The 23,766-nt window shown below is 64.3% G+C and carries 26 protein-coding genes; 13 read left to right on the top strand and 13 right to left on the bottom strand.

Features of this window, described 5'->3' with window-relative positions:
- Positions 1-172 precede the first annotated feature (172 nt).
- Positions 173-1,192 carry a Leu/Phe/Val dehydrogenase gene (locus AC2T3R_RS22065; protein WP_015271770.1) on the bottom strand — a complete coding sequence of 340 codons (1,020 nt, stop codon included), beginning with the start codon at positions 1,190-1,192 and terminating at the stop codon, positions 173-175.
- A gap of 124 nt (positions 1,193-1,316) precedes the next feature.
- Here AC2T3R_RS22065 and AC2T3R_RS22070 point away from each other — a divergent pair, with 124 nt between their 5' ends.
- A complete protein-coding gene (locus AC2T3R_RS22070; RefSeq protein ID WP_486744258.1) occupies positions 1,317-2,123 on the top strand; it encodes a SirB1 family protein in 807 nt (268 codons plus the stop codon).
- Here AC2T3R_RS22070 and maiA read toward each other — a convergent pair.
- From maiA to hmgA, 3 genes are read right to left on the bottom strand one after another with little or no spacing between them, the layout of a single operon-like run.
- On the bottom strand, positions 2,117-2,749 hold the full coding sequence (gene maiA, locus AC2T3R_RS22075) for a maleylacetoacetate isomerase (RefSeq protein WP_486744259.1): 633 nt from the start codon (positions 2,747-2,749) through the stop codon (positions 2,117-2,119). The genes AC2T3R_RS22070 and maiA overlap by 7 nt on opposite strands.
- Before the next feature lie 12 nt (positions 2,750-2,761).
- Positions 2,762-4,054, bottom strand: a complete 1,293-nt coding sequence (fahA, locus tag AC2T3R_RS22080) for a fumarylacetoacetase (RefSeq protein ID WP_410953148.1) — start codon at positions 4,052-4,054, stop codon at positions 2,762-2,764.
- Between the two features lie 3 nt (positions 4,055-4,057).
- Positions 4,058-5,359: a homogentisate 1,2-dioxygenase gene (gene hmgA / locus AC2T3R_RS22085; protein ID WP_039613039.1), complete on the bottom strand. Its 1,302-nt coding sequence runs from the start codon at positions 5,357-5,359 to the stop codon at positions 4,058-4,060.
- A gap of 173 nt (positions 5,360-5,532) precedes the next feature.
- Here hmgA and AC2T3R_RS22090 point away from each other — a divergent pair, with 173 nt between their 5' ends.
- Complete coding sequence (locus tag AC2T3R_RS22090) at positions 5,533-6,315, top strand: IclR family transcriptional regulator (protein WP_061552474.1); 783 nt, start codon at positions 5,533-5,535, stop codon at positions 6,313-6,315.
- 353 nt (positions 6,316-6,668) lie between these two features.
- On the opposite strand, the gene AC2T3R_RS22095 is transcribed toward AC2T3R_RS22090, so the two are convergent.
- The 4 genes from AC2T3R_RS22095 to AC2T3R_RS22110 all read right to left on the bottom strand — a co-directional run bounded on the left by AC2T3R_RS22095 (position 6,669) and on the right by AC2T3R_RS22110 (position 9,948).
- Entirely contained in the window at positions 6,669-7,583 is a 915-nt protein-coding gene (locus AC2T3R_RS22095) for an SDR family oxidoreductase (protein WP_024087730.1), read from the bottom strand.
- 220 nt (positions 7,584-7,803) lie between these two features.
- Positions 7,804-8,709: an alpha/beta fold hydrolase gene (locus tag AC2T3R_RS22100; protein ID WP_039613040.1), complete on the bottom strand. Its 906-nt coding sequence runs from the start codon at positions 8,707-8,709 to the stop codon at positions 7,804-7,806.
- 176 nt (positions 8,710-8,885) lie between these two features.
- Positions 8,886-9,572, bottom strand: coding sequence for an LrgB family protein (locus tag AC2T3R_RS22105; protein WP_015271777.1), 687 nt, complete (start codon positions 9,570-9,572; stop codon positions 8,886-8,888).
- Entirely contained in the window at positions 9,562-9,948 is a 387-nt protein-coding gene (locus AC2T3R_RS22110) for a CidA/LrgA family protein (RefSeq protein ID WP_015271778.1), read from the bottom strand. The genes AC2T3R_RS22105 and AC2T3R_RS22110 overlap by 11 nt, the downstream gene beginning before the upstream one ends.
- Positions 9,949-10,044: 96 nt before the next feature.
- Here AC2T3R_RS22110 and AC2T3R_RS22115 point away from each other — a divergent pair, with 96 nt between their 5' ends.
- The gene (locus AC2T3R_RS22115; RefSeq protein ID WP_486744260.1) at positions 10,045-10,941 is read left to right on the top strand and encodes a LysR family transcriptional regulator; all 897 of its coding nucleotides are present in this window, start codon (positions 10,045-10,047) and stop codon (positions 10,939-10,941) included.
- Positions 10,942-11,068: 127 nt separating this feature from the next.
- On the opposite strand, the gene AC2T3R_RS22120 is transcribed toward AC2T3R_RS22115, so the two are convergent.
- Positions 11,069-11,524 carry a flavodoxin gene (locus AC2T3R_RS22120; protein WP_013974195.1) on the bottom strand — a complete coding sequence of 152 codons (456 nt, stop codon included), beginning with the start codon at positions 11,522-11,524 and terminating at the stop codon, positions 11,069-11,071.
- A 128-nt stretch (positions 11,525-11,652) separates the two neighbouring features.
- Here AC2T3R_RS22120 and AC2T3R_RS22125 point away from each other — a divergent pair, with 128 nt between their 5' ends.
- Positions 11,653-12,081, top strand: coding sequence for a PAS domain S-box protein (locus tag AC2T3R_RS22125; RefSeq protein ID WP_486744261.1), 429 nt, complete (start codon positions 11,653-11,655; stop codon positions 12,079-12,081).
- A gap of 56 nt (positions 12,082-12,137) precedes the next feature.
- Positions 12,138-12,755, top strand: coding sequence for a hypothetical protein (locus AC2T3R_RS22130; RefSeq protein WP_015271782.1), 618 nt, complete (start codon positions 12,138-12,140; stop codon positions 12,753-12,755).
- Here the strand turns inward: AC2T3R_RS22130 and AC2T3R_RS22135 are convergent.
- Entirely contained in the window at positions 12,740-13,672 is a 933-nt protein-coding gene (locus tag AC2T3R_RS22135; protein WP_486744262.1) for a MerR family transcriptional regulator, read from the bottom strand. The genes AC2T3R_RS22130 and AC2T3R_RS22135 overlap by 16 nt on opposite strands.
- 219 nt (positions 13,673-13,891) lie before the next feature.
- On the opposite strand from AC2T3R_RS22135, the gene AC2T3R_RS22140 reads away from it, so the two are divergent.
- The 4 genes from AC2T3R_RS22140 to AC2T3R_RS22155 are packed head-to-tail and all read left to right on the top strand — an operon-like array spanning position 13,892 to position 15,863.
- Positions 13,892-14,452: a putative antibiotic biosynthesis monooxygenase gene (locus AC2T3R_RS22140; protein ID WP_015271784.1), complete on the top strand. Its 561-nt coding sequence runs from the start codon at positions 13,892-13,894 to the stop codon at positions 14,450-14,452.
- 33 nt (positions 14,453-14,485) lie between these two features.
- The gene (folM, locus tag AC2T3R_RS22145; RefSeq protein ID WP_486744263.1) at positions 14,486-15,223 is read left to right on the top strand and encodes a dihydromonapterin reductase; all 738 of its coding nucleotides are present in this window, start codon (positions 14,486-14,488) and stop codon (positions 15,221-15,223) included.
- A 9-nt stretch (positions 15,224-15,232) separates the two neighbouring features.
- The gene (locus AC2T3R_RS22150; RefSeq protein WP_003260708.1) at positions 15,233-15,529 is read left to right on the top strand and encodes a DUF1244 domain-containing protein; all 297 of its coding nucleotides are present in this window, start codon (positions 15,233-15,235) and stop codon (positions 15,527-15,529) included.
- Positions 15,522-15,863: a HopJ type III effector protein gene (locus AC2T3R_RS22155; protein WP_003260709.1), complete on the top strand. Its 342-nt coding sequence runs from the start codon at positions 15,522-15,524 to the stop codon at positions 15,861-15,863. The genes AC2T3R_RS22150 and AC2T3R_RS22155 overlap by 8 nt, the downstream gene beginning before the upstream one ends.
- A gap of 125 nt (positions 15,864-15,988) precedes the next feature.
- Here AC2T3R_RS22155 and AC2T3R_RS22160 read toward each other — a convergent pair whose 3' ends face one another.
- The 3 genes from AC2T3R_RS22160 to AC2T3R_RS22170 form a co-directional block, all read right to left on the bottom strand.
- Positions 15,989-16,897, bottom strand: coding sequence for an alpha/beta hydrolase family protein (locus AC2T3R_RS22160; RefSeq protein ID WP_486744264.1), 909 nt, complete (start codon positions 16,895-16,897; stop codon positions 15,989-15,991).
- Positions 16,898-17,064: 167 nt separating this feature from the next.
- Positions 17,065-18,276, bottom strand: a complete 1,212-nt coding sequence (fabV, locus tag AC2T3R_RS22165; protein WP_015271787.1) for an enoyl-ACP reductase FabV — start codon at positions 18,274-18,276, stop codon at positions 17,065-17,067.
- 251 nt (positions 18,277-18,527) lie between these two features.
- Positions 18,528-19,388 (bottom strand): LysR substrate-binding domain-containing protein, encoded by an 861-nt coding sequence (locus AC2T3R_RS22170; protein ID WP_410953154.1) that lies wholly within the window; start codon positions 19,386-19,388, stop codon positions 18,528-18,530.
- A gap of 135 nt (positions 19,389-19,523) precedes the next feature.
- Here AC2T3R_RS22170 and AC2T3R_RS22175 point away from each other — a divergent pair, with 135 nt between their 5' ends.
- Genes AC2T3R_RS22175 through AC2T3R_RS22190 form a run of 4 tightly spaced genes read left to right on the top strand, consistent with a single transcriptional unit; the run spans position 19,524 to position 23,658 of the window.
- Positions 19,524-20,564: an agmatine deiminase family protein gene (locus tag AC2T3R_RS22175; protein WP_410953155.1), complete on the top strand. Its 1,041-nt coding sequence runs from the start codon at positions 19,524-19,526 to the stop codon at positions 20,562-20,564.
- Complete coding sequence (gene aguB, locus AC2T3R_RS22180; protein ID WP_123084210.1) at positions 20,561-21,457, top strand: N-carbamoylputrescine amidase; 897 nt, start codon at positions 20,561-20,563, stop codon at positions 21,455-21,457. Before AC2T3R_RS22175 ends, aguB begins: the two co-directional genes overlap by 4 nt.
- A 2-nt stretch (positions 21,458-21,459) precedes the next feature.
- Complete coding sequence (locus AC2T3R_RS22185) at positions 21,460-22,545, top strand: extracellular solute-binding protein (RefSeq protein WP_397461990.1); 1,086 nt, start codon at positions 21,460-21,462, stop codon at positions 22,543-22,545.
- A gap of 3 nt (positions 22,546-22,548) precedes the next feature.
- Positions 22,549-23,658, top strand: a complete 1,110-nt coding sequence (locus tag AC2T3R_RS22190; protein WP_410953156.1) for an agmatine deiminase family protein — start codon at positions 22,549-22,551, stop codon at positions 23,656-23,658.
- Positions 23,659-23,766 lie beyond the last annotated feature (108 nt).

A 23,766-nucleotide genomic window follows, 5' to 3' on the forward strand; every position in this document is an offset into this window, starting at 1 on the left:
GCACGGGCTGCGCCCGTGTTCGCGGGCACGCCCGCTCCCACAGGGACCGCGCAGGTTTTCAGGGTTTTGGGCAGAACAGTTGCTGCAGGTACGGCACAAACGCTGGGCTCGGGCGCTACCCCTGTGGGAGCGGGCATGCCCGCGAAGAGGCCAGCAAAGCCGGTATCGCCCCTCAGCCGTAGAGCAACCGCTCTGCCAACATCTGCGCCACCCGCGCCGGCGAGCGCTTCTCTGCCTGTGCATGGCCAAACACTTCGGTCAGCCGTGAAGGTATCCGCGCCAGGTGCGCGGTGATGGTGCCCAGGTCTTCGCCACGATGGGTAAGTGCCACGTAGATCAACCCACCGGCATTGATCACGTAATCGGGCGCATACAGTATCCCGCGCGACTCCAGCTGGTCGGCTACCTGCAAGGTGGTCAGCTGGTTGTTCGCCGCCCCCGCCACGGCCGCACAACGCAACTGCATCACGCTCTGCCCGTTCAACACCGGCCCCACACCGCAAGGGGCAAAGATGTCGCAAGGGGTGCTGATCAACGCATCGTTGGTCACCGGATGGGCATTGAACTGCTCCACCGCCAGCCGCACTCGTCCAGGGTCCAGATCGCTCACCAGCAGGTCCGCCCCTGCCGCATGCAGCTGCTCCGCCAGCGCATAACCGACATTGCCCAGCCCTTGCACCGCAACCCGAAGCCCTTGCAGGTCATCACTGCCAAGGCGGAACGAAGTGGTGGCACGAATGCCGGCAAAAACTCCCATCGCCGCATGCGGGGAGGGGTCACCCGAGGCCGTGGTGCTGGTCACATGCGGTGTGCTCTGGGCAATGCAGTCCATGTCCAGGGTCGAGGTGCCGCTGTCCACGGCGATGATGAAGCGCCCTTGCAAGGTGTCGATGAAGCGGCCGAAGGCCTCGAACAGCGCGGCACGGTTTTCCACATGCGGGTTGCGCATGATCACCGCCTTGCCGCCCCCCAATGGCAGGCCAGCCAGCGCCGCCTTGTAGCTCATACCCTGGGCAAGGCGAATGGCGTCTGTCATGGCGCTTTCATCATCGGCATAAGGCAGGTAGCGGCAACCGCCCATGGCGGGGCCCAACTGCTCGCTGTGGATCACCACCACAGCCTTCAGGCCGGTAGGCGGATCGGTGAACAAGTGCAGCGACTGGGTACGGGTGCTTTGCATCAGCGCGAACATCGACAGGCTCCCCTACGAGGTGCTCTTTCCAGTATAGGCACGGCCCTTGGGCTGGTAGCGCCGCCGGACCACTGGACGAAACCGCGCGCCACGGCTAATACTCAAGCGTGTGTGGAGAAGCCCCATGAAGCCACGTCAAGCCTGCCTGGCCTGCCTGGAACGCGAGCCCGTCGCCCTGCTGGAAGCCGCATTATGGATTGCCGCCGAGCACGACCGAAGCGTCGAGCCCGCGGCCAGCCTTGCCAAGCTGCATGACCTGCAGCGTGAAATAAGCACCAATCTGCCGATGCTGCCGCTGTGCGAACTGGCACAGCCACTGCTGCGCCAACTCAATGCCCTGGGCTTCCAGCAGGATGAATATCACCCGCTGCGCCCGCATGCCGCGATGATGGACAAGGTGCTACAACGCCGCCGTGGCCAACCGCTGACACTCGCCATCCTCGCCCTGGAACTGGCCCGGCGTCTGTCCATACCCCTTGAGGGCGTAGGCTTCCCTGGCCATTTCCTGCTGCGCGTGCCGGGTGCCGATCACCTGCTTGACCCCTGTGGCGGCCGGCGTCTCTACCCCAATGACTGCCGTGAGCTGCTGGCTCGCCAGTTCGGTCCGCATGTAGCGCTGACTGCCGAGCACATGCGCAGTGCCAGCCCGCCGCAGATGCTGCAACGCCTGTCACGCAACCTGCGCCAGTTGCATATAAGCAACGACAACCACCTGGCGGCACTGATTGATGCCGAGCGGGTCATGCAACTGGGCCCGGTGCAGGTCAGCGACTATGTGACTCGCGCTTCGCTATACCAGCATCTGGATTGCCCGCAGGCCGAGCGCTTTGATCTGGAGCATGCGCTATTGCTGACAGAGGACCCGGTCCAGCGCCTGAAGCTTTCCGAACGTATCGGCAAGCTTCCGGCGGCGAACCGTTCCATTCACTGAGCCGGGCTGTCCGGCTGCCGGGCGGGGTGGGCCTGGGCGAACGCCGCGTGTTCGGCCGCAAGGGCGGCAACCCGAAGGATGCGCGGGAAGCTGTCGAGGTCGATGTTGAAGCGTTCGGCCGCGTACAACTGCGGGATCAGATAGACATCCGCCAGGCCCGGCTCATCGCCGAAGCAGAAGCCATGATCGCCTATCAGTTGCTCAACTGCCGCCAACCCTTGGCTGATCCAGTGACCAATCCACTGGTTGACCTGGCTTTCGTCCTGGCCGGCCTGGCGCAGTCGGTTGAGAACGCTGACGTTGTGCAGCGGGTGGATGTCGCAGCCGATGATCGCCGCCACGCCCCGCACCTTGGCACGCGCCTCGGCCGTGGCCGGTAACAGCGCGGGTTTGGGATAAGCCTCCTCCAGGTACTCGATGATCGCCGGCGACTGCACCAGCAATTCACCGCTGTCAGTGCGCAAGGCCGGCACGCGGCCCTGCGGGTTGACCGCGTTATAGGCGGCCCCGCGCTGCTCGCCCTGCAGCAGGTTGACCGGCAGGGACTGGTAGGCCAGCCCCTTCAGCGCCAGGGCAATGCGCACCCGGTAGGACGAGGTGGAACGGTAATAGGTGTACAGCTCCATGCCCTTGCCTCCTCAGTTGGCCGCGATGACCGTGCCGCGGCATTCACCGAAACCGATGCTGGCCACGCCATCACGCACGCAGCGGGCACGCAGGATGATCTCGTCGCCGTCTTCGAGGAACTTGCGCACCTCGCCACTGGCCAGCTCCACCGGGTGCTTGCCACCTTCGGTTATCTCCAGCAGGCTGCCGAACGAACCTGGCGTGGCGCCCGACAGCGTGCCCGAACCGAACAGGTCGCCCGGTTGCAACTGGCAGCCGTTGACGCTGTGGTGCGCGACCAGCTGCGCCACGGTCCAGTACATGCTGCGGGTGTTGCTCAGGGTCAGGCGGTGCGGGGCAAGATCCTGCTCGCGCATGCGCTCGGTCAGCAGCAGTACCTCGAGCTCGATATCGAATGCACCAGCGGCCTGGTCGCGCTTGTCCAGCAGGTACGACAGTGGCTGCGGGTCGCCTTCCGGGCGTGACGGCTGGGCACAGCGGAACGGCTCAAGCGCTTCGGCGGTAACTACCCAAGGCGAGATGGTGGTGATGAAGCTCTTGGACAGGAACGGCCCCAGCGGCTGGTATTCCCAGGCCTGGATATCGCGCGCCGACCAGTCATTGAGCAGGCACAGGCCAGCCACGTGCTCGGCGGCATCGCCTACCGGGATCGCCTGGCCAATGTCGTTGCCCTGGCCGATCCAGATACCCAGCTCCAGCTCGTAGTCCAGGCGCGCGCAGGGGCCGAAGCTTGGCTCGGTGTGCCCGGCCGGCAGGGTCTGGCCCTTGGGCCGGCGCACATCGGTGCCGGATGGGCGGATGGTCGAGGCGCGGCCGTGATAACCGATCGGCACGTACTTGTAGTTGGGCAGCAGCGGGTTGTCGGGGCGGAACAGCTTGCCCACGTTCTTGGCGTGCTCGATGCCCACGTAGAAGTCGGTGTAGTCACCGATCTGCGCCGGTACATGCAGCTGGCAGGCGGTTGCCGGGTACAGTGCGGCCTGCAGTGCCGCCTTATGTTCACTGTGTTCGCCCAGCAGCACCAGAAGGCGCTCGCGCAGGGCGACGCGGGCACCGCGGCCGAGGGCGAAGAATGCGTTCAAGACCCCACCACGGGTGGCCTCGACCGCGGCCTTGGCGGCACCGTCGAACAGGCCGGTGGCCAGCACCGCCTCCAGGTCCAGGATCGCGTCGCCGATGGCCACGCCACAGCGCTTGGCTTCACCCGGCCGGCTGAAGATGCCCAACGGCAGGTTCTGCAGCGGGAAGTCGCTGTGCCCGTTGGCGTGCTCGACCCAGCTACGGGCAATGGCGGTCTGATTCATGGGTTATCTCCGGTTCGGGTTGAAGGTGCTCGGCAAGGTGGCCCAGCAACTATCGTAGTCGGCCTGCAACTGCGGGCATTCAAGGGCTTGCAGGCTCGGGCGCAGCACCTGGCTGGTCTCGAACATAAAGGCCATGGTGTTGTCGATCTTGTGCGGTGCCAGGTCGGCAGCAATAGCCTTTTCGCAAGTTTCGGCGTCGGGGCCATGGGCGCTCATAACCCCGTGCAGCGAGGCGCCACCCGGCAGGAAGCCCTCGGCCTTGGCGTCGTAGGCACCATTGATCAGGCCCATGAACTCGTTCATCAGGTTGCGGTGGAACCATGGTGGACGGAAGGTGTTCTCGGCCACCATCCAGCGTGGCGGGAAGATCACGAAGTCCATGTTGGCCATGCCATGCACGCTGGTCGGCGAGGTCAGCACAGTGAAGATCGACGGGTCCGGGTGGTCGAAGCTGACCGTGCCGATGGTGTTGAAGCGACGCAGGTCGTACTTGTACGGCACGTTGCTGCCGTGCCAGGCGACCACGTCCAGTGGCGAGTGCTGCAGTTCGCAGGCCCAATGTTCGCCCAGGAACTTCTGCACCAGCTGCACCGGGCCATCGGCCTCTTCGTAGTGCGCCACAGGGGTGAGGAAGTCGCGCGGGTTGGCCAGGCCGTTGCTGCCTATCGGGCCCAGGTCCGGGATGCGCAGCGGTGCGCCGTGGTTTTCGGCGATATAGCCGCGGGCCTCGCCGTCGAGCAGTTCGACGCGAAACTTCATGCCACGCGGGATGACCGCGATTTCCAGCGGCTCGACTTCCATCACCCCCAGTTCGGTGGCAATGCGCAGGCGGCCCTGTTGCGGCACCAGCAGTAGTTCACCGTCGGCGTTGAAGAACACCCGCTCCATCGACCGGTTGGCGCGGTAGATGTAGATGCTCACGCCTGCCGGTTTTTCCGCAGCGGCGTTGGCCACCATGGGCAGCCAGCCCTCGATGAAATCGGTCGGTTCGACGGGGATCGGCTGGGGGTTCCAGCGCAGGCGGTTGGGGGTGATGGCCCCCAGCGGGCCGGTCAGCGGCTGGCGCGCCAGGCGCTCGAAACGGGGATGCAAGGCAGATGGGCGAATACGGTACAGCCAGGTGCGGCGCAGTTCGCTGCGGGTCATGGTGAACGCCGTCCCCGAGAGCAGCTCGGCGTACAGCCCATAGGGCGCCTTCTGCGGCGAGTTCTGCCCGACCGGCAAGGCCCCTGGCAGCGCTTCGCTGGCAAACTCGTTGCCGAAGCCGCTGAGGTAGTGAAGGTCGGGTGACGTATCGCGATTCATCGATGCCTCCGGGCTCTGGCCGAGCCGTTGCTGGCAGCTGGCTGCTGGCCCGGGCGGGCTGGCAGCGCGTCTGCATTGTTTTTATCGTAATCAGATTACGAATAACGTAATTTGCTACGGGCAATGCGTCAAGCTATAAAGGCGCGACTCGAAGAATCCGGAAGAAGATGTCCATGGCAAAAGCCAGCTCCCCCGCCGACAACGGCAAGCAGAAAGTCCGCTCGGCGGAGGTCGGCACCGACATCCTGAAGGCTCTTGCCGAGCTCTCCCCGTCCACCTCCCTGTCGCGCCTGGCGGAACATGTGCAGATGCCAGCGAGCAAGGTGCACCGTTACCTTCAGGCGTTGATCGCCAGCGGTTTTGCCGAACAGGATGCGGCCACCAACCATTACGGCCTTGGGCGCGAGGCTCTGCGGGTAGGGCTGGCGGCGCTGGGTAGTATCGATGTGCTGAAGATTGCCGCGCTGCCGTTGTCACAGCTGCGCGATGAACTGAACGAGAGCTGCTTCGTTGCCGTATGGGGCAACCAGGGCGCGACAGTGGTCAGCATCGAGCCGGCAGTACGCGCGGTCACGGTGGTAACGCAGATCGGCTCGGTTCTGCCGCTGCTCACTTCGTCCACCGGGCTGGTGTTCGCCGCCTATCTTCCCGAGCGCGAGACCGTGGAGTTGCGTGACCGGGAACTGGCCGCCCTGCAGCATAGCGCCGCCGACTACCAGGCAGTACTGGCGGGCATTCGTGAACGTGGCCTGCACCATGTGCACGGGCTGTTGATGCCGGGCGTGGATGCGCTGTCGGCCCCGGTGTTCAATGCCATGGGGCAGATCGCCGCGGTGATGACGGTGGTCGGGCCGACCTCGATCTTCCATGCCGACGAGCATGGTCCGGCGGCGCAACGGTTGCTGGCAGCAGCACGGGAAACCAGCTGGCGCATGGGCTATTCGCCCGCCGACTGAGCGCCTTCGGCACTATTGCCCGATACGTAAAGGTGAATGTCATAAGCGGCTATTTTTCCTGCAGGATCAGGCGCTTATTCTTACCTCACTGGCCGGCATGAAGGGCTCTCCCCCCCGCCTTTCAGGCCTGCGAGGTTCACCGACGTAGATTTTGAAGCTCCTTGATCTGACGTCTCGATTGGCCGCTGCGGCTTGCAGCGGCCTTTTTTATTTGCCCTGAAAATTTCCGTCGCCTGTGCTGGCCTCTTCGCGGGCTTGCCCGCTCCCACAGGGATATCACCAAGCCTGAGGGCAGTGATATCCCTGTGGGAGCGGGCAAGCCCGCGAAGAGGCCAGCACAGGTAGTACAAAGCTCAGCCCAGCGGATACTTCTGCAAGTTCGCCATCATCTGCTGCAACGCCTGCAAGCTGTCCTGTGGGTGCACTGCCCCGTCGAAGTCGCCAATCCGTGCCCAGTTCTCCGCCACCTGCTCCGGAGTAAAGCCTTCACGCGGATCGAAGCCTACCCCCAGGCTGCGCTCCCAACGCACCTTGCCCACCCAACCGCCACCCACTTCGAACAGCTCACCACTGCCCTGGCACTGCTCGCTGCCCAGGTACACAACCAGCGGGCTGACCAGCTCAGGCTTGAGCCGCTCGAACACCTGGGGCGGGATCAACCCTTCGGTCATGCGGGTGCCACCCGTGGGGGCGATGGCGTTGACCAGGATGCCGTGCTTGCGCCCTTCGATTGCCAGGGTACGTGTCAGCCCATACAGGCCCAGCTTGGCCATGCCGTAATTGGCCTGGCCGAAGTTGCCATAGATGCCGGACGTGGAAGCGGTGAAGATCACCCGCCCCCAGTTCTGCTCGCGCAGGTGCGGCCAGGCGGCGCGGGTGACCTTGTAAGCCCCCTCGACATGCACCTGATACACCTGCTCCCAGTCGCTGTCTTCCATCTTGTGGAAGGTTTTGTCACGCAGGATGCCGGCATTGTTCACCAGCACATCGACCCGGCCGAAGCTGTCCAGGGCCTGCTCGACAATACGCGCGCCTTGGCTTACCGAATCATGGTTGGCAATGGCACTGCCACCAGCGGCGCGGATCTCCGCTACAACTCGGTCGGCGGCGGAGGCGCTGGCACCTTCACCGTGGGTGGACCCGCCGAGGTCGTTGACCACCACCCGCGCACCACGGGCAGCGAACAGCAGCGCATGGGCACGGCCCAGGCCGCCCCCGGCTCCGGTGACTATCACCACGCGATCTTGCAGACAGACAGGCTCGCTCATGCTCATGGCTCCAGGCAGGTTCAGGTAGGCCGAGTGTCCGCCGCCAGCGGCGGGCGGACAATCAAGCTCACGCAGGCTGAATGCCTGGCAATAACGCAGCACGATGGTTATGGGGCCGCTTTGCAGCCCATCGCCGGCAAGCCAGCTCCCACACCAACCGCGCCGGCCTCCAGGCATGCGCTGTACCTGTGGGAGCCGCCTTGCCAGCGATGAGGCCCTGTCAGGACCACGCCACTTTCTGCTGGAAACAGCTCAGCGGTTGTTCACGAAAGGCCAGGTAATGGCGCAGCACCTGCACCGGCGCTTCGGTATGCGGGTAATGGCCGATGCCCTGCAACTGCACGGTGTCCGGCTCCGGCACCAGTTGCCGGTAGCGCTCCACCATGTGTGCGCCGGAAAGCGGGTCGTCCACGCCATTGATGAAGCGCAGCGGCACGCCTTCGTGCTGCATCGCGCCAACCCAGCGGTCCCGGTGCAACCTGCGCTCTGGCATATAACCCACCAGCTTGTGCAGGATGCGCGTGCCACGGTTGGCGGCTATCAGGCTCCAGAAGTCATCCAGCGCACTTTCACTAGGGTGGGTGCAAGGGCCGTAGACCTGAGTCACGTTGCGCACCAGGTCGTCGCGACCGAACGAGCGCCCTACCAGCCAGCCCAGGCGGCTGAGCAACAGCTTCTGTACCAGCAGCATGCGGCAGCTTTCGGGGAACAGCCCGCTGTTGAGGAACACGCAGCTGGCAATGCTGGCGCGCTGTTCATGATGCCGCGCCAGCATTTCCTGGGCCACACTGCCGCCGTAGTCATGGGCCAACAGATGCACCGGCTGGTCGACCTTCAGCTCGGCGAGCAAAGCCTGCTGCAGGTCGGCCTGCTCCATCAGGCTATACACGTGATCGACCGGTTTGGCCGAATCGCCAAAGCCGAGCATGTCACAGGCGATAACCCGGAAGCGCTGGGCTAAAGGCCCCCAAAGGTAGTGCCAATCCCAGCTGGCGGTGGGGAAACCGTGCAACAGAAGCAGGGGCTCTCCTTGCCCTGCGGTCCAGTAACGGATGCTCTGGCCCCGGAAGCTGAAACTCTGTCCCCGGGTACGCCAGACGCACAATGGAATTTCGGCCATGGGCATCAGAACGGTCCCGGTGAAGTGGTGTTGGCGGAATAGAGCAAGGCTGCGGTCATTGCATGTCACCTCGGCACTTACATGTGCTCTCTATGTCGAGGCTGAGTCTAGCCAGCAGCCCATGGGCTGGAACTTGCGTTGCCAGCCAGCTTGATGACTTGGCGAGTCAGTGGCACGAATGGTCAGAGCAGCACAGCCAGCAGCGGTGCCGCGAACAGGTTCAACAGCCCGGTCAGGACCATGACCAGGCCGGCCACCGAACCCTCCTCGCGGCCTACCTCCTGTGCCCGGCTGACACCGGCACCATGGGCGCCCACACCAAACAGCGCGCCCCGCGCCAGCGGCGTGCGCAACGGCAACCAGCGCAGTAGCACGCCGCCGAGCATGGCGCCCAGTACGCCGGTGAACATCACGAACACCGCCGTGAGCTCCGGTACGCCACCCAGGTCATGGGCCAGTGGCATGGCAAAGGGCGTGGTGATCGAACGCGGCACCAGCGACAGGCTGGTCGCGCTGTCCAGCGCCAACATATGAGCCAACCCCCAGGAACTGGCGATCGAAGCGCTACTGCCGGCGACCATACCCATCATCAGTGCCGGCCAGTGGCGCGCCAGCATGGCCCGTTGCTGCCAGATCGGCACCGCAAATGCCACGGTCACCGGGCCAAGCACACTCATCAGCCAGTGGGTGTTGCGGGCGTACTCGGCATAAGCGGTGTGCAGCGGCACGGCCACCGCCAGCAACAGTACCGGCACCAGGATCAGCGGCGACAGCAGGTAGCGCCCGCTGCGCCGGTACAGCCAGCGGCTGCCCAGGTACGCCAGCAAGGTCAGGGCCAGCCAGAACAGCGGCATGGGTTCAAGGCTCATGGCGCAACCTCCAGCGGCACACCAGTTCCACGGTCAACGCGGTCACCACCATTACCGTCAGGGTGCTCACGGCAATCACCAGCAGGATGCGCCAGCCCTCGTCACGGATCAGAGCGCCATAATCGAGCAGGCTCATCAGCGCCGGAATGAAGAACAGCAGCATCTCAGCCATCAGCCAGCCTGCGCCCAGTTGCAACATGGCTGGCTTGAGCACACCTGAGGCAAACAGCAACAGCAGCAATGCCAGGCCCATCACTCCGCCAGGAATCGGCCAGCCCAACCAAGTGGCAAGCTGGCCACCGAGCAGGAACAGTGCACAGAGGATCGCCAGCTCGACGAGCAGGCGCAGGGCTTTTTTTAACAACGCGGGTTTCATGGGGGGTTCCTCTACAGGCCCTCATTTTAAGTTTTGGCTGCCTAGGCCAGAAGCGAATTGTTAGACTGAACATCATTCCAGAATGGAATTGTGATCATGGAATTCAAACAGCTGCGCAGCTTTATCGAAGTGGTCCACCGCGGCGGTTTTACCCAGGCCGCGCAGACCCTGCACATCAGCCAGTCGGCGGTGAGCAAGCAGGTGGCTCAGTTGGAGCAAGATGTGGGCCAGCCGCTGCTGGAGCGCCAGGCCTCGCAGTTGCACCTGACCGCTGCCGGGCGCATCGTCCTGGAGCGCGGCGAAGTCTTGTTGCGCCAACGTCAGGCATTGCTCGGCGAACTGGACGACCTCAGCCAGATGGGCCGCGGCGAACTGCGGCTGGGCCTGCCGATGCTGGGCAGCGACGCGCTGTTCGCCGGGTTGTTCGCCGAATATCGGCGGCGTCACCCGAACATTGCGATCCACTTGCTCGAAGGTGGCAGTCGCAGCATCGAACAGGCGGTCAGGAGTGGCGAACTGGAACTGGGGGGCAGCCTGACGCCCAGTGACGAGGCGTTCGACTACCAGCCGTTCTGCAACGAGCCAATGGATGCACTGTTGCCTGCCGGGCACGAGCTGGCAGGCCAGGAAGCGGTAGATCTGTGGCAGCTGGCCGATACCCCGTTCCTGCTTTACCAACGCAGCTTCGTGCTCAATGACCGGCTGCTGAAGGCGTGCCAGCAGCAGGGTTTTACCCCCAAGGAAGGCGGTCGCAGTGGCCAGGCGGATTTCCTCGCGGCGCTGGCAGCGGCGGGCCAGGGTGTGGTGTTGCTGCCCCGTGTGGTGGCGAAAGCCCTGGAGCGCCCCGGTGTGGTGCGCTTGCCGCTGCGCTCGCCGGGGGATTTGCGTTGGGATATCGCGTTCATCTGGCGGCGCGGGGCGTATCTGTCACGGGCGGCGCAGGCGTGGTTGGCGCTGGTGAGCGAGTGGCCGGTGCTCGGCAGCAAGGGATGAGTTGCCCTTGCCGGCCTCTTCGCGGGTAAACCCGCTCCCACAGGAACACCACAGCCTCTGAAATCTGTGCAGTACCTGTGGGAGCGGGTTCACCCGCGAAGAGGCCGGTACAGGCGAAAAATACCCGTCAGGCTTTAAGTGTACTCACCAACTCAGCCAACCAAGGCTCTGCATCCGCCTCCGGAGTCACCGTCTCGCTGGCATCCAGGCGCAACATCGGTTGCACTTCGCGCACGCCCAGTTCGGCAAAAAGTTCGCGCATCTGCTCGCCTCCACCGCAATAGGTATCGCCATAACTGCTGTCGCCCAAGGCAATCACCGCACCCGGCAGGCCACGCCAGGCCGCAGGCAGGGTATCGCGAATGCTGCAATACAACGGCATGAGGTTGTCCGGCAGTTCGCCCATGCCAGTGGTCGAGGTCACGGCCAGCAAGGCGTCGGGGGCGAAACCTTCAAGGTCCTGCAAGGTGGCGCGCGCCGCATGCCAGGCCTCCAGGCCAGCAGCCTTGAGCAGCGATTCAGCGTGACGGGCGACTTCTTCGGCGGTGCCGTAGACCGATCCGGAAATAATGGCGACTTTCATCGGGTAGTGGATTCCGAAACTGAGTGAAAACGTAGGATACTAGCATCCGGCGCTGGCAAAAGGCCGCCTCTACCAAAGTCACCATCCTCAACCCTGCTTCGCACCTTTGTTCACTCAATGGCCCGAACATGATCAATGCGCAACTACTGCAATCCATGGTCGATGCGTCCAACGACGGCATCGTGGTCGCCGAACAGGAAGGCGACGACACCATCCTCATCTACGTGAACGCGGCCTTCGAACGCCTGACCGGCTACGGCCGTGACGAAATCCTCTATCAGGATTGCCGCTTCCTGCAGGCCGACGACCGCGACCAGCTTGGCCGCGCCCGCATCCGCAAGGCCCTGGCCGAAGGCCGACCGTGCCGCGAAGTGCTGCGCAACTACCGCAAGGATGGCAGCGCTTTCTGGAACGAACTGTCGATCACCCCGGTAAGGCACGACGCCGAACAGCGCACCTACTTCATCGGTATCCAGAAAGACGTCACTCGCCAGGTCGAACTGGAGCGGGAACTGGCGCAACTGCGCGTTCGTCCGAAACCCGACGAACGCACCTGAACCAAGTACGCCACGCACGGTCAATCCCGTTGAAGAAATCGCCATCGAGTTCGATCATGCAAGCAGAAGCGCTCCTGACCCAGGACGAGCTGGATTTCATACAGAACATGCAGCATTCGCCGCAGTTGAACCTGGCCGACCCCATGTCGAGCCTGCTGGTCAATGGCGACCGCCGCATCCAGAGCTTGCTCACCCGCTTGGTGGCCAACGAGCAGGTAACCCTGCAGGCCCAGTTCAACAACCAGCAAATAAGCTTCCCGCTGCAACTGGTGGAAGACGAGTTCCACGCCCTGCACCTGCAACTGGGCTCACCGGAAATCTACGAGGACGGCCCCATGCTGCGCCCCTGGCGCCTGTCGATGGAGAAGCCGAGTGCACTGCTCGATGCCCATGGGCAGGAAACTGGCCTGTGGGTTCGCGAGATCTCGTTCAAGGGCACATTGCTGGAAGTCCGTGGCCTGCCAGCGGCACCAGCCCACTTCGAATTGCGCTTCGCCCCTGATGGCATCCCCCCCATCGAGCTGCATGGCGTGCTGGGCAGGCGCATCGGCCCGGACCTGGCAGCCTACGACCTCAGCCAAAGCCCGGCCGAAGAGATCGAACGCCTGCGCGACTACATCCTCCAGGCCCATCGCCGGGCCCACCCCGAGCTACACACTCAGGTATCGAACTGACCGGCCAGAAACTGCCGCAAACGCTGGCGCATCACGCTACCCTGCGCACCCAGGCAAGCGATCGGGCTGCCAGCCAGGCTGTCCTGTGCCAGTTCCGCCGCTTCACCCGCCAGTAACAACGGGCATTCCAGCCCTGCCACCAGGCGCGTCAGGCGCCGGGTGAGTTCCGCCGTGGGCGGCTGGTGGGAGAACAGCACCAGGGCATCCGGTTTCAGGCGCTCGCAGACCAGTGCCAGTTCTGCCAGCGGCTGCCCGCTCGCCAGTGGCGTCACGCCAACTTCATCGCAACCCAAGGTCAGGCTGGTCACCAGCAAATCCAACTCGTGGCACTGCCCCGGCAATGGCGCCAGCAGCACCATGCGGCTGCGCGGCGTACGGGCGAGTTGCAAGCGGGTATACACCCGGCCACGCAGGAACTGATCGAGGAACAGCCACTCGCTGGCCTGCCCGTAGCCGCCCTGACCGGCCGCCAGGTCATGCCACACCGGCATGAACACTTCACTGAATACCTGGTCCAGGGTGCAGGCGGCAAATACCTCGTCGAACAGGCGGTCCAGGCCGACAAGGTCAAAACGTTGTAACGCCTGGCGAATCTGCTGCTGCCAGCGCCCCCAGGCGCCCGTCGCGCCACCTGCCTGCCCGGCACGGGCATGGTCGCGCGCGAGGATGCTGGCAACCTTGCTTACCGCCACGCCGCGCTCCAGCCAGCCAAGGATGCGGCGGATGTCATCGATGTCGGCCTGGGAATACAAGCGGTGACCGCTGTCGGTGCGGGTTGGCTGGATCAGACCGTGGCGGCGCTCCCAGGCGCGCAAGGTCACGGCATTGACGCCGGTCAGGCGGGAAACCTCACGGATCGGAAACAGGTCCTGCGCGAGGCCCGCATCGATTACCGGATTCAGTCCCTGTTCGTTCATCTGCACGGGGTTCCCTGTGTGTCCAAGTTGAACACCTAGTCTACTACGGCAATACCAGACGCTGGGGCGCAACCGTTTGCCGGCTTACAGTTGCCGAAGATCGCGGATGGGCGATAATCCGCGCCCGATTCTTGCATGCATGCCTGTGTCGCCCACCACCCCGGGCCACTCAGCCAAAGGGGCCGGCTACCCGCCAGCCCCGTTGCCAGGAGATACACGATGTCTACCCCACCCGTCACCTTGATGGTGTCGCGCCGCGCCGCCCATGGCCGCTACCAGGACCTGCTGGCCTGGCTGCATGAAGGCGAGCAGTTGGCCACCGACTTCCCCGGCTACCTTGGCTCGGGCATCCTCGCGCCCCCCCGCGACAGCGACGAATTCCAGATCATCTTCCGTTTCAGCGACGAGCCGACTCTACATGCCTGGGAACATTCCGCCTCGCGTCGGGCCTGGTTGCAACGCGGCAACGGCCTCTTCGAACGCCCCAAGGAAGCGCGCGTGAGCGGCATCGACGACTGGTTTGGCACCAACATGGTGCAAAAACCACCACGCTGGAAGCAGGCTGTGGCCATCTGGCTGGCCTTCTTCCCGGTCTCGCTGGTGTTCAACCTGGTGTTCGGCCACTGGCTCGCTGCGCTGGACCTGGTACCACGGGTATTGCTCAGCACCCTGGGCCTGACGCCGGTGATGGTCTACCTGTTCATCCCCCTGTCCACCCGTCTGCTGGCCGGCTGGCTGCATGCGTCCCCCGCCCCTGCCGGCGCCCTGCGCAGCCGCTGAGGCCAGGCCGTACACGCGGTAGACAGTTCGGGTATGCTGGGCGGCAACCAAAGGACAGACAAGTTGACCGCCCCGAACATGAACAGCCCCATTCTCGTTACCGGAGCCAGCCAGCGCGTCGGGCTGGCCCTGGCCCTTGACCTGGCGCAGGCCGGCCATACGGTGGTCAGTGCCAGCCGCAGCATCCAGCCACAGGCGGCCCACCCGAACATCGTGCAGTTCCAGGCCGACCTGTGCCAGCTGGCCGATCGACAGGCCCTGATCTACTACTTGCACAACCATTACGACGGCCTGCGCGCGATCATCCACAACGCCTCGTTGTGGCTCGACGATGGCCTCGACAACCTCGAGACCATGTTCCGCCTTCACGTCGAAGCGCCCTACCACCTCAACCTGGCCTTGGGCGACCTGCTGGCCAAGGTGGAAAAGGCCGACATCATCCACATTTGCGACGAAACCTCTTCGCGCGGCAGCAAAAGCCACATCGGCTACGCCGCGACCAAGGCCGCGTTGCAGAACATGGTGCTGTCTTTCGCCGAAAAATATGCGCCCAAGGTGCGTGTGAACGGTATCCTGCCTGGGCTGCTGATCCTCAAGGAAGGGGGTGACGAAACCTACCGCCAGCAGACCCTGAAGAAGGCCCTGCTGGAGTTCGAACCCGGCGCCGGCCCGCTGATCGAGACGGTCAAGTACCTGCTCGCCAGCCAGTACAGCACCGGCAGCCAGGTGGTCATCAACGGTGGCCGCCACCTGAAGAACCGCATGACCTGAGAGAAGCCCATGACCCCACAGCAACAGCTCGAACTCGAGGCCGCCGCGTTCCGGCGCCTGGTCGAACACCTGCAGAAGCGCACCGACGTGCAGAACATCGACCTGATGAACCTGTCCGGTTTCTGCCGCAACTGCCTCTCCAAGTGGTACAAGGCCGCGGCTGACGAGCGCCAGCTCGACCTGAGCCTGGATGACGCCCGCGAAGCGGTGTACGGCATGCCTTACGCCGAGTGGAAAGCCCAATACCAGAAAGAAGCCAGCGCCGACCAACAAGCGGCGTTCGAAAAAGGAAAACCTCGTGACTGACCTGAACACACTGCGCGCCAGCCTGGCCAGCGGCCAACACGTGTTTGCCGACACCCTGGCGTTCATTGCCGACAACTACAGCTACCAGCCACAGGCCTTCGACAATGGCGGCGTGGCGAATGCAGCCGGGCAGAACGAAGGTTCGTGCAAGACCCTGGGCCTGGCGCTGCTGGAAGGGCTGAGCGACCAGGAAGCGCTGCTGGCCTTTGGCGAGCACTACCGTGACGTGGTGGCCACGCCCGAGGGCAGCGACCATGGCAATATCCGTGCGCTGATCAAGCATGGGCTGGCGGGCGTCAAGTTCGCCGAGCTGCCGCTTGCGCGCAAGGCTTGAGATTTTGGGGCCGCTCCGCGGCCCTTTCGCCGGCAAGCCAGCTCCCACAGGTACCCCGCTGCCTTCAAACTGATCATCCCCCTGTGGGAGCTGGCTTGCCGGCGATGAGGCCGGCGCAGACAGCATCAACCCATGATCCTTCCTGGGACCTCACCCGCCAACCCTCCCTGCTGCAACCACTGCAAGGCCACCGGCCACAAACTTTCGCGAAAGCGGTCATGGAAGAACGCGAAATGGCCAATTTCATCGACCGAGATATCCACAGGCGCAATACGCAGGTGCTGGCGCTCGGCGCCCTGCAGATAACCCAGCAAACGCTCGGTCGCCGCCACGGTACCAAAGGGATCATCGGTCAGGCTGATGGCCAGCGTCGCCGCTCGCACCTGGGCGAACGGTAGTGCCTCCAGTGCACGCCCGCTGGGTCGGTGCTCATAGCGCGGGGTACGGGTGGTCCAATCGTGCACCACGCCGGATGGCGTGTCCTCCAGCCAACCCAGACGCTTGCCGGGAAAATAACCGCACACGCGGGTGAGCAGCGGCATTACCACATGCCACTTGCAGAACAGCTGCCAACGCTGGTCAGCCGCATAATCGCGCCAGTAGGCGAATTGCGCGCCAACCATTACCACCCGGCGTACCTTGTGCGCCGACGGTGCCAGCCCCACTGCGCAGCCGCCAAAACTGTGCCCCACCACATCCACCGGCTGACCGGGGAAATGTTCTGCTGCATGCACCAGCATGGCTTCGAAATCCAGCCGGCCCCAGTCGCTCCAGGATGCCTGAAAGCCACGCAGCGAGGCCGGGCGGGATTCGCCAATGCCACGGTAGTCGTATGTCAGCACATCGCAACCTTGGGCGAACAGGTAGTCGGCGAAACGCGAGTAGTAGTGGCAGCGTACCGAAGTGGCAGCGTTGATGATCACCAGCGGGCGCTGGGGGTCAGGTCGGGCGTGGCGCCAGCGGAAACCGCCGAGGCTGTAGCCGTCGGCTGTGGTGTGGCGAAAGGCAGTGGCGGGTTGGGTGAGGCTGCTCATGGCACATTCCCTGTTGTTGTGCGCCAAAGCTAGCAAAGATTTTATAGCCTGTACCGGCCTCTTCGCGGGTAAACCCGCTCCTACAGGTACTCCATCTCCCTCAAGTTAAAAGGGATCCCTGTGGGAGCGGGTTTACCCGCGAAAGGGCCGGTACAGGCCGGCAGCGATTACAGCTCGATGCAGTCGAACTTCACATCGGTAGCCACGTCTTCGTCGTAGTTGACGTCAGCGCGCTCGAAACCGAACAGGTTGAGGAACTGCTTCTTGTAACCGGCATAGTCGGTCAGCTCGAACAGGTTCTCGGTGGTCACCTGTGGCCACAGCGCCTTGCAAGCGTCCTGCACGTCATCACGCAGTTCCCAGTCGTCCAGGCGCAGGCGGCCCTTCTCGTCGACCTCGGCCGGCGCGCCGTCGGCACGGTACATGCGGTCGCGGTACATGCGGTCCAGCTGGTCCTGGGTGCCTTCGTGAACCCCCTTCTCCTGCATGATCTTGAACACCATCGACAGGTACAGCGGCATCACCGGGATGGCCGAGCTGGCCTGGGTAACCACCGACTTCAGCACCGCCACGTTGGCGCCGCCCTTGACTTCACCGGCCAGTTTCTTGTCCAGGCGCAGGGCGGTTTCGTCCAGGTCCTGCTTGGCCTGGCCCAGCGCACCGTGCCAGTAGATCGGCCAGGTGATGTCGCTGCCGATGTAGCTGAAGGCCACGGTGCGGGCGCCTTCGGCCAGCACGTTGGCGCCAGCCAGGGCGTCGATCCACAACTGCCAGTCCTGGCCACCCATGACGGTGACGGTGTCGGCGATTTCCTGCTCGGTAGCCGGCTCGATGCTGGCCTCGATGATGGTGTCCTTGTTGGTGTCGATGGCGGTCGACTTGTACGGCTGGCCGATCGGCTTCAGGGCCGAACGCACCAGTTCACCGGTCTGCGGCAGCTTGCGCACTGGCGAGGCCAGCGAGTAGATGACCAGGTCGACCTTGCCGCCCATTTCGTTCTTGATCAGCTCGATGACCTTGGCACGGGCTTCGTCGGAGAAGGCGTCACCATTGATCGACTTGCTGTACAGGCCCTCGGCCTTGGCGAACTTGTCGAAGGCTGCAGCGTTGTACCAGCCAGCGGTGCCGGCCTTGGTCTCGGTGCCTGGCTTTTCGAAGAACACGCCCAGGGTGTCGGCCTTGAAGCCGAACGCCGCGGTGATGCGGGCTGCCAGGCCGTAGCCGCTGGAAGCACCGATGACCAGGACCTTCTTCGGGCCATCCTCGCGCACGCCCAGCTTGCGGGTGGCTTCAATCTGGTCACGGACGTTGAGCTCGCAGCCCTTCGGGTGAGTCGTGGTGCAGATGAAACCGCGGACCTTAGGATGAATGATGGCCAATGTCTGTACCTCGTCAGGTTTATGCCGGGGGAAGCGCCGCCATGGGCGATTCCGGTTGATCAGAGGGTGAGACTACCCCCGCAGGTTATCCGACACATATTACGGGGTGATCTTGGGGATGCAAAACGGTGGATTACCTGTACCGGCCCTATCGCCGGCAAGCCAGCTCCCACAAAGACGGCGCAAAACTTGAGCCCTGTGAGGGACCTGTGGGAGCTGGCTTGCCGGCGATAGGGCCAGTGCAGGCAACGTCAATCTGACAAGAGAGCCTCTTTCAGCCATTCCAGGAACTGCCGGGCCAGCAGATCATCCTGGCTGTCCCGATGCACCAGGCAAGCCCACGCCGGCCCACGCACGCGCTGCGCCGACATAGCCTGCAAACGCCCCTCCTCCACCGCCCGCCGCGCCAGCAATTGGCTGACCAGGGCCACCCCCAACCCCTCGCTCGCCGCATCCAGCAGCAGCCCGGGGTCGGAAAAGTTCAGCCCCTTGCCCTGCTGCCCCACATCCTCGCCACCCTCCAGCTGCCAGTGGCTCCAGTCCATTTCGCGCTCGCCATGCAAGGTGGTGCGCCGCGACATCGGCGTTTGCAGCAACGCCGGGTGGCAGGCCGGGTACAGCTGGTCCTGGTGCAGCACGTTGAAGCTGCACTCGGCCTGGGCACTGAGGTCATCGCGGATGGCCAGGTCAATGGTCTCGGTCGCCATGTCCGGCACTTCGAAACTGGTGAACAGCCACAAGTCGACATCCGGGCAGCGCTGGTGAAAGTCGGCCAGCCGCGGCAGCAGCCAGTGCCTGGCAAAGGCCGGGCTGGTGTTGACCACCAGTTGATTGGGCTTGCGGTACTGGTCGAGCCGGCGAATGCCCACCGCCAGGTGCTGCAGCAGCGACTGCGTGGTGCTGAGCAGGTCGTGCCCGGCGTCGGTCAGGCTCACGCTGCGGCCACTGCGATGGAACAGCGGCTGCTCCAGGTAGGTTTCCAGGCTGCGAATCTGCTGGCTGATGGCCGACTGGGTCAGGTTCAGCGCTTCAGCGGCCTTGTGGAAGCTGCCCAGCCGCGCAGCGGCTTCGAAGCCGCGCAGGGCATTCAGGGGTGGCCAGTGTTTGAGCATGATTGATAAGCCTTGCTGATCAGATGTCCGCTAAATCTATCGTTTGTCGCAGGCCAAGCCTAGCCATAGCATGGACATCAACACCCGCGACGGCGGGCTTCGTTGATAAAAATCCTTAATTGATCGGAGTTCTCTATGCACCTGTCCCTCGACAGCGGCTGGCGCATGCCCGCCGAATGGGCCCGCCACGCTGCCACCTGGATGGTCTGGCCACACAACCAGGCCCTGTGGGAAAGCGGCTGGCACGTGCGCCTGGCCGACGTACAGCAGGACTACGCCCGGGTCGCGGCAGCCATCGCCCGTTTCGAGCCGGTGAAGATGGTGGTCGACCCTTCGGCCTGGCAAAGCGCACGTGCCCTCTGCGGCGCCAATATCGAACTGGTCGAAATGGCCGTGGACGACAGCTGGTGCCGGGACAGCGGCCCAAGCTTCGTCTGCCACCCACAGCATGGCCTGGCCGGCCTGAGCTGGCGCTTCAACGCCTGGGGTGGCAAGTCGCAGCACGGCCAGGACCGCAGCCTCGGCCGGCGCATCCTCGACCACCTGGGGCTGGACGGTTTCAGCACGGCGCTGTGCAACGAAGGCGGGGCGATTCATGTGGACGGCGAAGGCACCTTGATCACCACCGAGTCGGTGCTGCTCAACCCCAACCGCAACCCTGGCGTGAGCAAGGCTGAGTTCGAGGCCTGCTTCGCCCGTTGCCTGGGCATCCGCAAGACCATCTGGCTACCGGGCGACCCACAATACATCACCGGCGACATGACCGACGGCCACGTCGACGGTATATGCGCCTTCGCCCGCCCCGGCGTGCTGCTGGTCGATGCCACCCATGACCAGCATTCGGTGTACGCCGAAGTCGTGCGGGAAAACCGCCGCGCCCTGGAACTGGCCACCGACGCGCAAGGCCGGCACTTCGAGCTGCTCGACCTGTACGAAGCCAGCGCCGCAGTCGACCAGGACGCCGAAGTATTCTGCGCCTCGTACACCAACTTCTACATCGCCAACGGCGCGATCATCATGCCGGCCTATGGCATCGCCGCCGACCAGGAAGCCGCCTCGCAACTGGCCCACGCCTTCCCGGGCCGGGAGATCGTACCGGTGCGCATCGACCACATCGCCCATGGCGGTGGCGGCATCCATTGCATCACCCAGCAACAACCCGAGGTGCAGCCATGAGCCTGCTGCGCATCGCCACCACCCAGATGCCGTGCAGCTGGGACCTGCCTGGCAACCTCGAGCGCGCCGAACAACTGGTTCGCCAGGCTGCCGCCAAGGGAGCCCAGGTGATCCTGCTGCAGGAGCTGTTCGCCACCCCGTACTTCTGCATCGAACAGGACCACCAGCATCAGGCACTCGCCCAGCCCTACCCTGCCAGCCCGATCCTGCAGCGCTTCGCCGCACTGGCCGGCGAGCTGGGCGTGGTGCTGCCGCTGAGCTGGTACGAGCGCGCCGGCAATGCCTTCTTCAACTCGTTAACCGTGGCCGATGCCGATGGCCGCCTGCTTGGCGTCTACCGCAAGACCCACATCCCCAACGCCATCGGCTACCAGGAGAAGGAATACTTCAGCCCCGGCGATACCGGCTTCAAGGTTTGGGACACCGCCTTCGGCCGCCTGGGCATCGGCATCTGCTGGGACCAGTGGTTCCCCGAGACCGCCCGCTGCCTGGCACTGATGGGCGCCGAAGTGCTGCTGTTCCCCACCGCCATCGGCTCCGAGCCCGGCTGTGCCGAACTGGACTCGCGCGACCACTGGCAGGTAGCCATGCGCGGCCACGCCGCCGCCAACCTGTTGCCGGTGGTGGCGGCCAATCGGGTGGGCGAGGAAGTCGCAGCCAGCGACGCATCGTTGGCCATGCGCTTCTATGGCTCGTCGTTCATCTGCGACCACAAGGGCGCCATGCTCACCGAAGCCGACCGCGACAGCAGTGGCATCTGGCTGCACGACCTGGATCTGGCCGGCATGCGGGAAGACCGCCTGAGCTGGGGCATCTACCGCGATCGCCGCCCGGAGATGTACACACCGCTGCTGACCCTGGACGGCACCCACCCACACACCCTGAGGGCATGAGCATGAAACGCCACGTTCTGGCCGCCTTGGCGCTGGCTGTCTGCGCCTGCCAGGCTCAGGCCGAGCAGCCCGTGCTGCGCCTGTACAACTGGGCCGACTATTTTGCCGAGGACACCCTCAAGCAGTTCACGGCCGAAACCGGCATCCAGGTGATCTACGACGTGATGGATGGCAGCGAAGTGCTCGAGGCCAAGCTGATGTCCGGGCGCAGTGGCTACGACCTGGTCTTCCCCGGTGATACCGTCGCCGAGCGCCTGATGCGCGCCGGCAGCCTACAGCCACTGGACCACAGCCGCCTGCAGGCCCTGGACGACATCGAGCCCGGGCTGCGTCAGCTGCACGCCCGGTACCCCAAGGCCAGCCAGGCGACCGTGCCCTACACCTGGGGCACCATCGGCCTGACGGTGAATGCCGACAAAGTCCGCCAGCGCATGCCAGATGCACCGCTGGACAACCTCGACCTGCTGTTCAAGCCGGAGCTGGCCGCCAAATTCGCCGACTGCGGTATTTCAGTCATCGATTCACCCGACGAAGTGCTGGCAGTGGTCCTCAACTACCTGGGCCGCGAGCCCCGCAGTGCCAAGCGCGAGGACCTGGCCGCAGCCAGCGAACTGCTCAAGGCGATTCGCCCGTACGTGCGCAAGTTCCAGTCGCAACCAGTGACCGAACTGGTCAACGAGAACCTGTGCCTGTCACTGGGCTACAGTGGCGACGTGATCCAGGCGCAGCGTACCGCCGAAGCCGCGGGCAAGCATCTCGACTTCCAGTACCGCGTGCCGCGCCAAGGCACCACGGTGTGGATGGATACCATGGCCATCCCGGCCGATGCCAAGCACCCGGAATACGCCTATCGTTTCATCAATTTCGTCATGCGCCCGGCGAACATGGCGGCCATCAGCAATTTCACCGGTTACCCTACCGCCAGCGCCAAGGCACGCCAGGCAGTGGATCCGCGCATGCGCGACAACCCCGATATCTACCTCGACCAAGCCACCTATGCCCGGCTGATCCCGGGCCGCGATATCCCACAGGCCGACATGCGTGCACGCATGCGCGTGTGGACCCGCTTCAAGACTGCACAGGACTGAGCCATGCCAAGCCGTAGAACCTTCCTGCAACTTTCGCTGGCCGCCGGCCTCGGTGCCAGCCTCGGCCTGCCGCTGGGCCTGGCCCGCGCCGAGGAACCGGGGCGCTGGTTCATGCCGGACGAAGGCGAGCCGCAGCAACGCGCATTCATCGCCTTTGGCGCCCAGGATGCGATCTGGGAGGACTTCACCGCCGATGTGCAGGCCGCCCTCGGTCGCATCGCCCAGGCCATCGCGCGCTATCAGCCAGTGACGGTGTTCTGCCGGGCCAGCGAGCGCGAGCTGGCCGAGCAGCACTGTGCCAGCCAGCGCACAAGTTTCGTCGAGTGCGAGCTGGACGACATCTGGATGCGCGACATCGGCGCCAACTTCGTCGTCGATGATGACGGAGCTCTGGCGGCGGTGGACTTCAACTTCAATGGCTGGGGCAACAAGCAACGTCACCGCAACGATGCCCAACTGGCCAGGCGCGTAACCACGCTGGCCGGCGCCCGCTACCAGCGCAGCGACCTGGTGGGTGAAGGCGGCGCCATAGAGGTGGACGGCCACGGCACGGGTATCATGACCGAGAGCAGCTGGGTCAACGCCAACCGTAACAAAGGCTGGAGCAAGGCCGAGATCGAGGCGGAGCTAAAGGAAAGGCTGGGGCTGAGCAAGATCATCTGGCTACCGGGCATCGCCGGCCAGGACATCACCGACGGGCATGTGGACTTCTATGCCCGCTTCGTCAGGCCGGGGGTGGTGATTGCCAACCTGGATAACGATCCGGACTCGTATGACTACGCCGTGACGCGCAAGCACCTTGATACCCTCAAGCGGGCCACCGATGCCGAGGGCCGCAGGCTTCAGGTGCACGTCGTGTCGCCGCCGCTGCACGGGCGGCGCAACAGGTTCAGCAAAGGCAATGATGACTTTGCCGCTGGGTACATCAACTACTTCGTGATCAATGACGCGATCATTGCGCCACAGTTTGGCGATGGGGCGGCGGACGAGAAAGCGCGGGGGCTGCTGGAGGCGTTGTATCCGGGGCGGGATATCGTGCAGCTGGATATCGATGCCATTGCTGCGGGGGGCGGGGGGATTCACTGTGTGACCCATCAGTGCCCGGCTGTGTAGCAGAGTTGCCTGTGCTGGCTTCTTCGCGGGCTTGCCCGCTCCCACAGGCACTCCACAAGACTCAAGATTTGTGCAGTTCCTGTGGGAGCGGGCAAGCCCGCGAAGAGG

It is taken from the genome of Pseudomonas sp. PVC-5-1, from assembly GCF_057444345.1.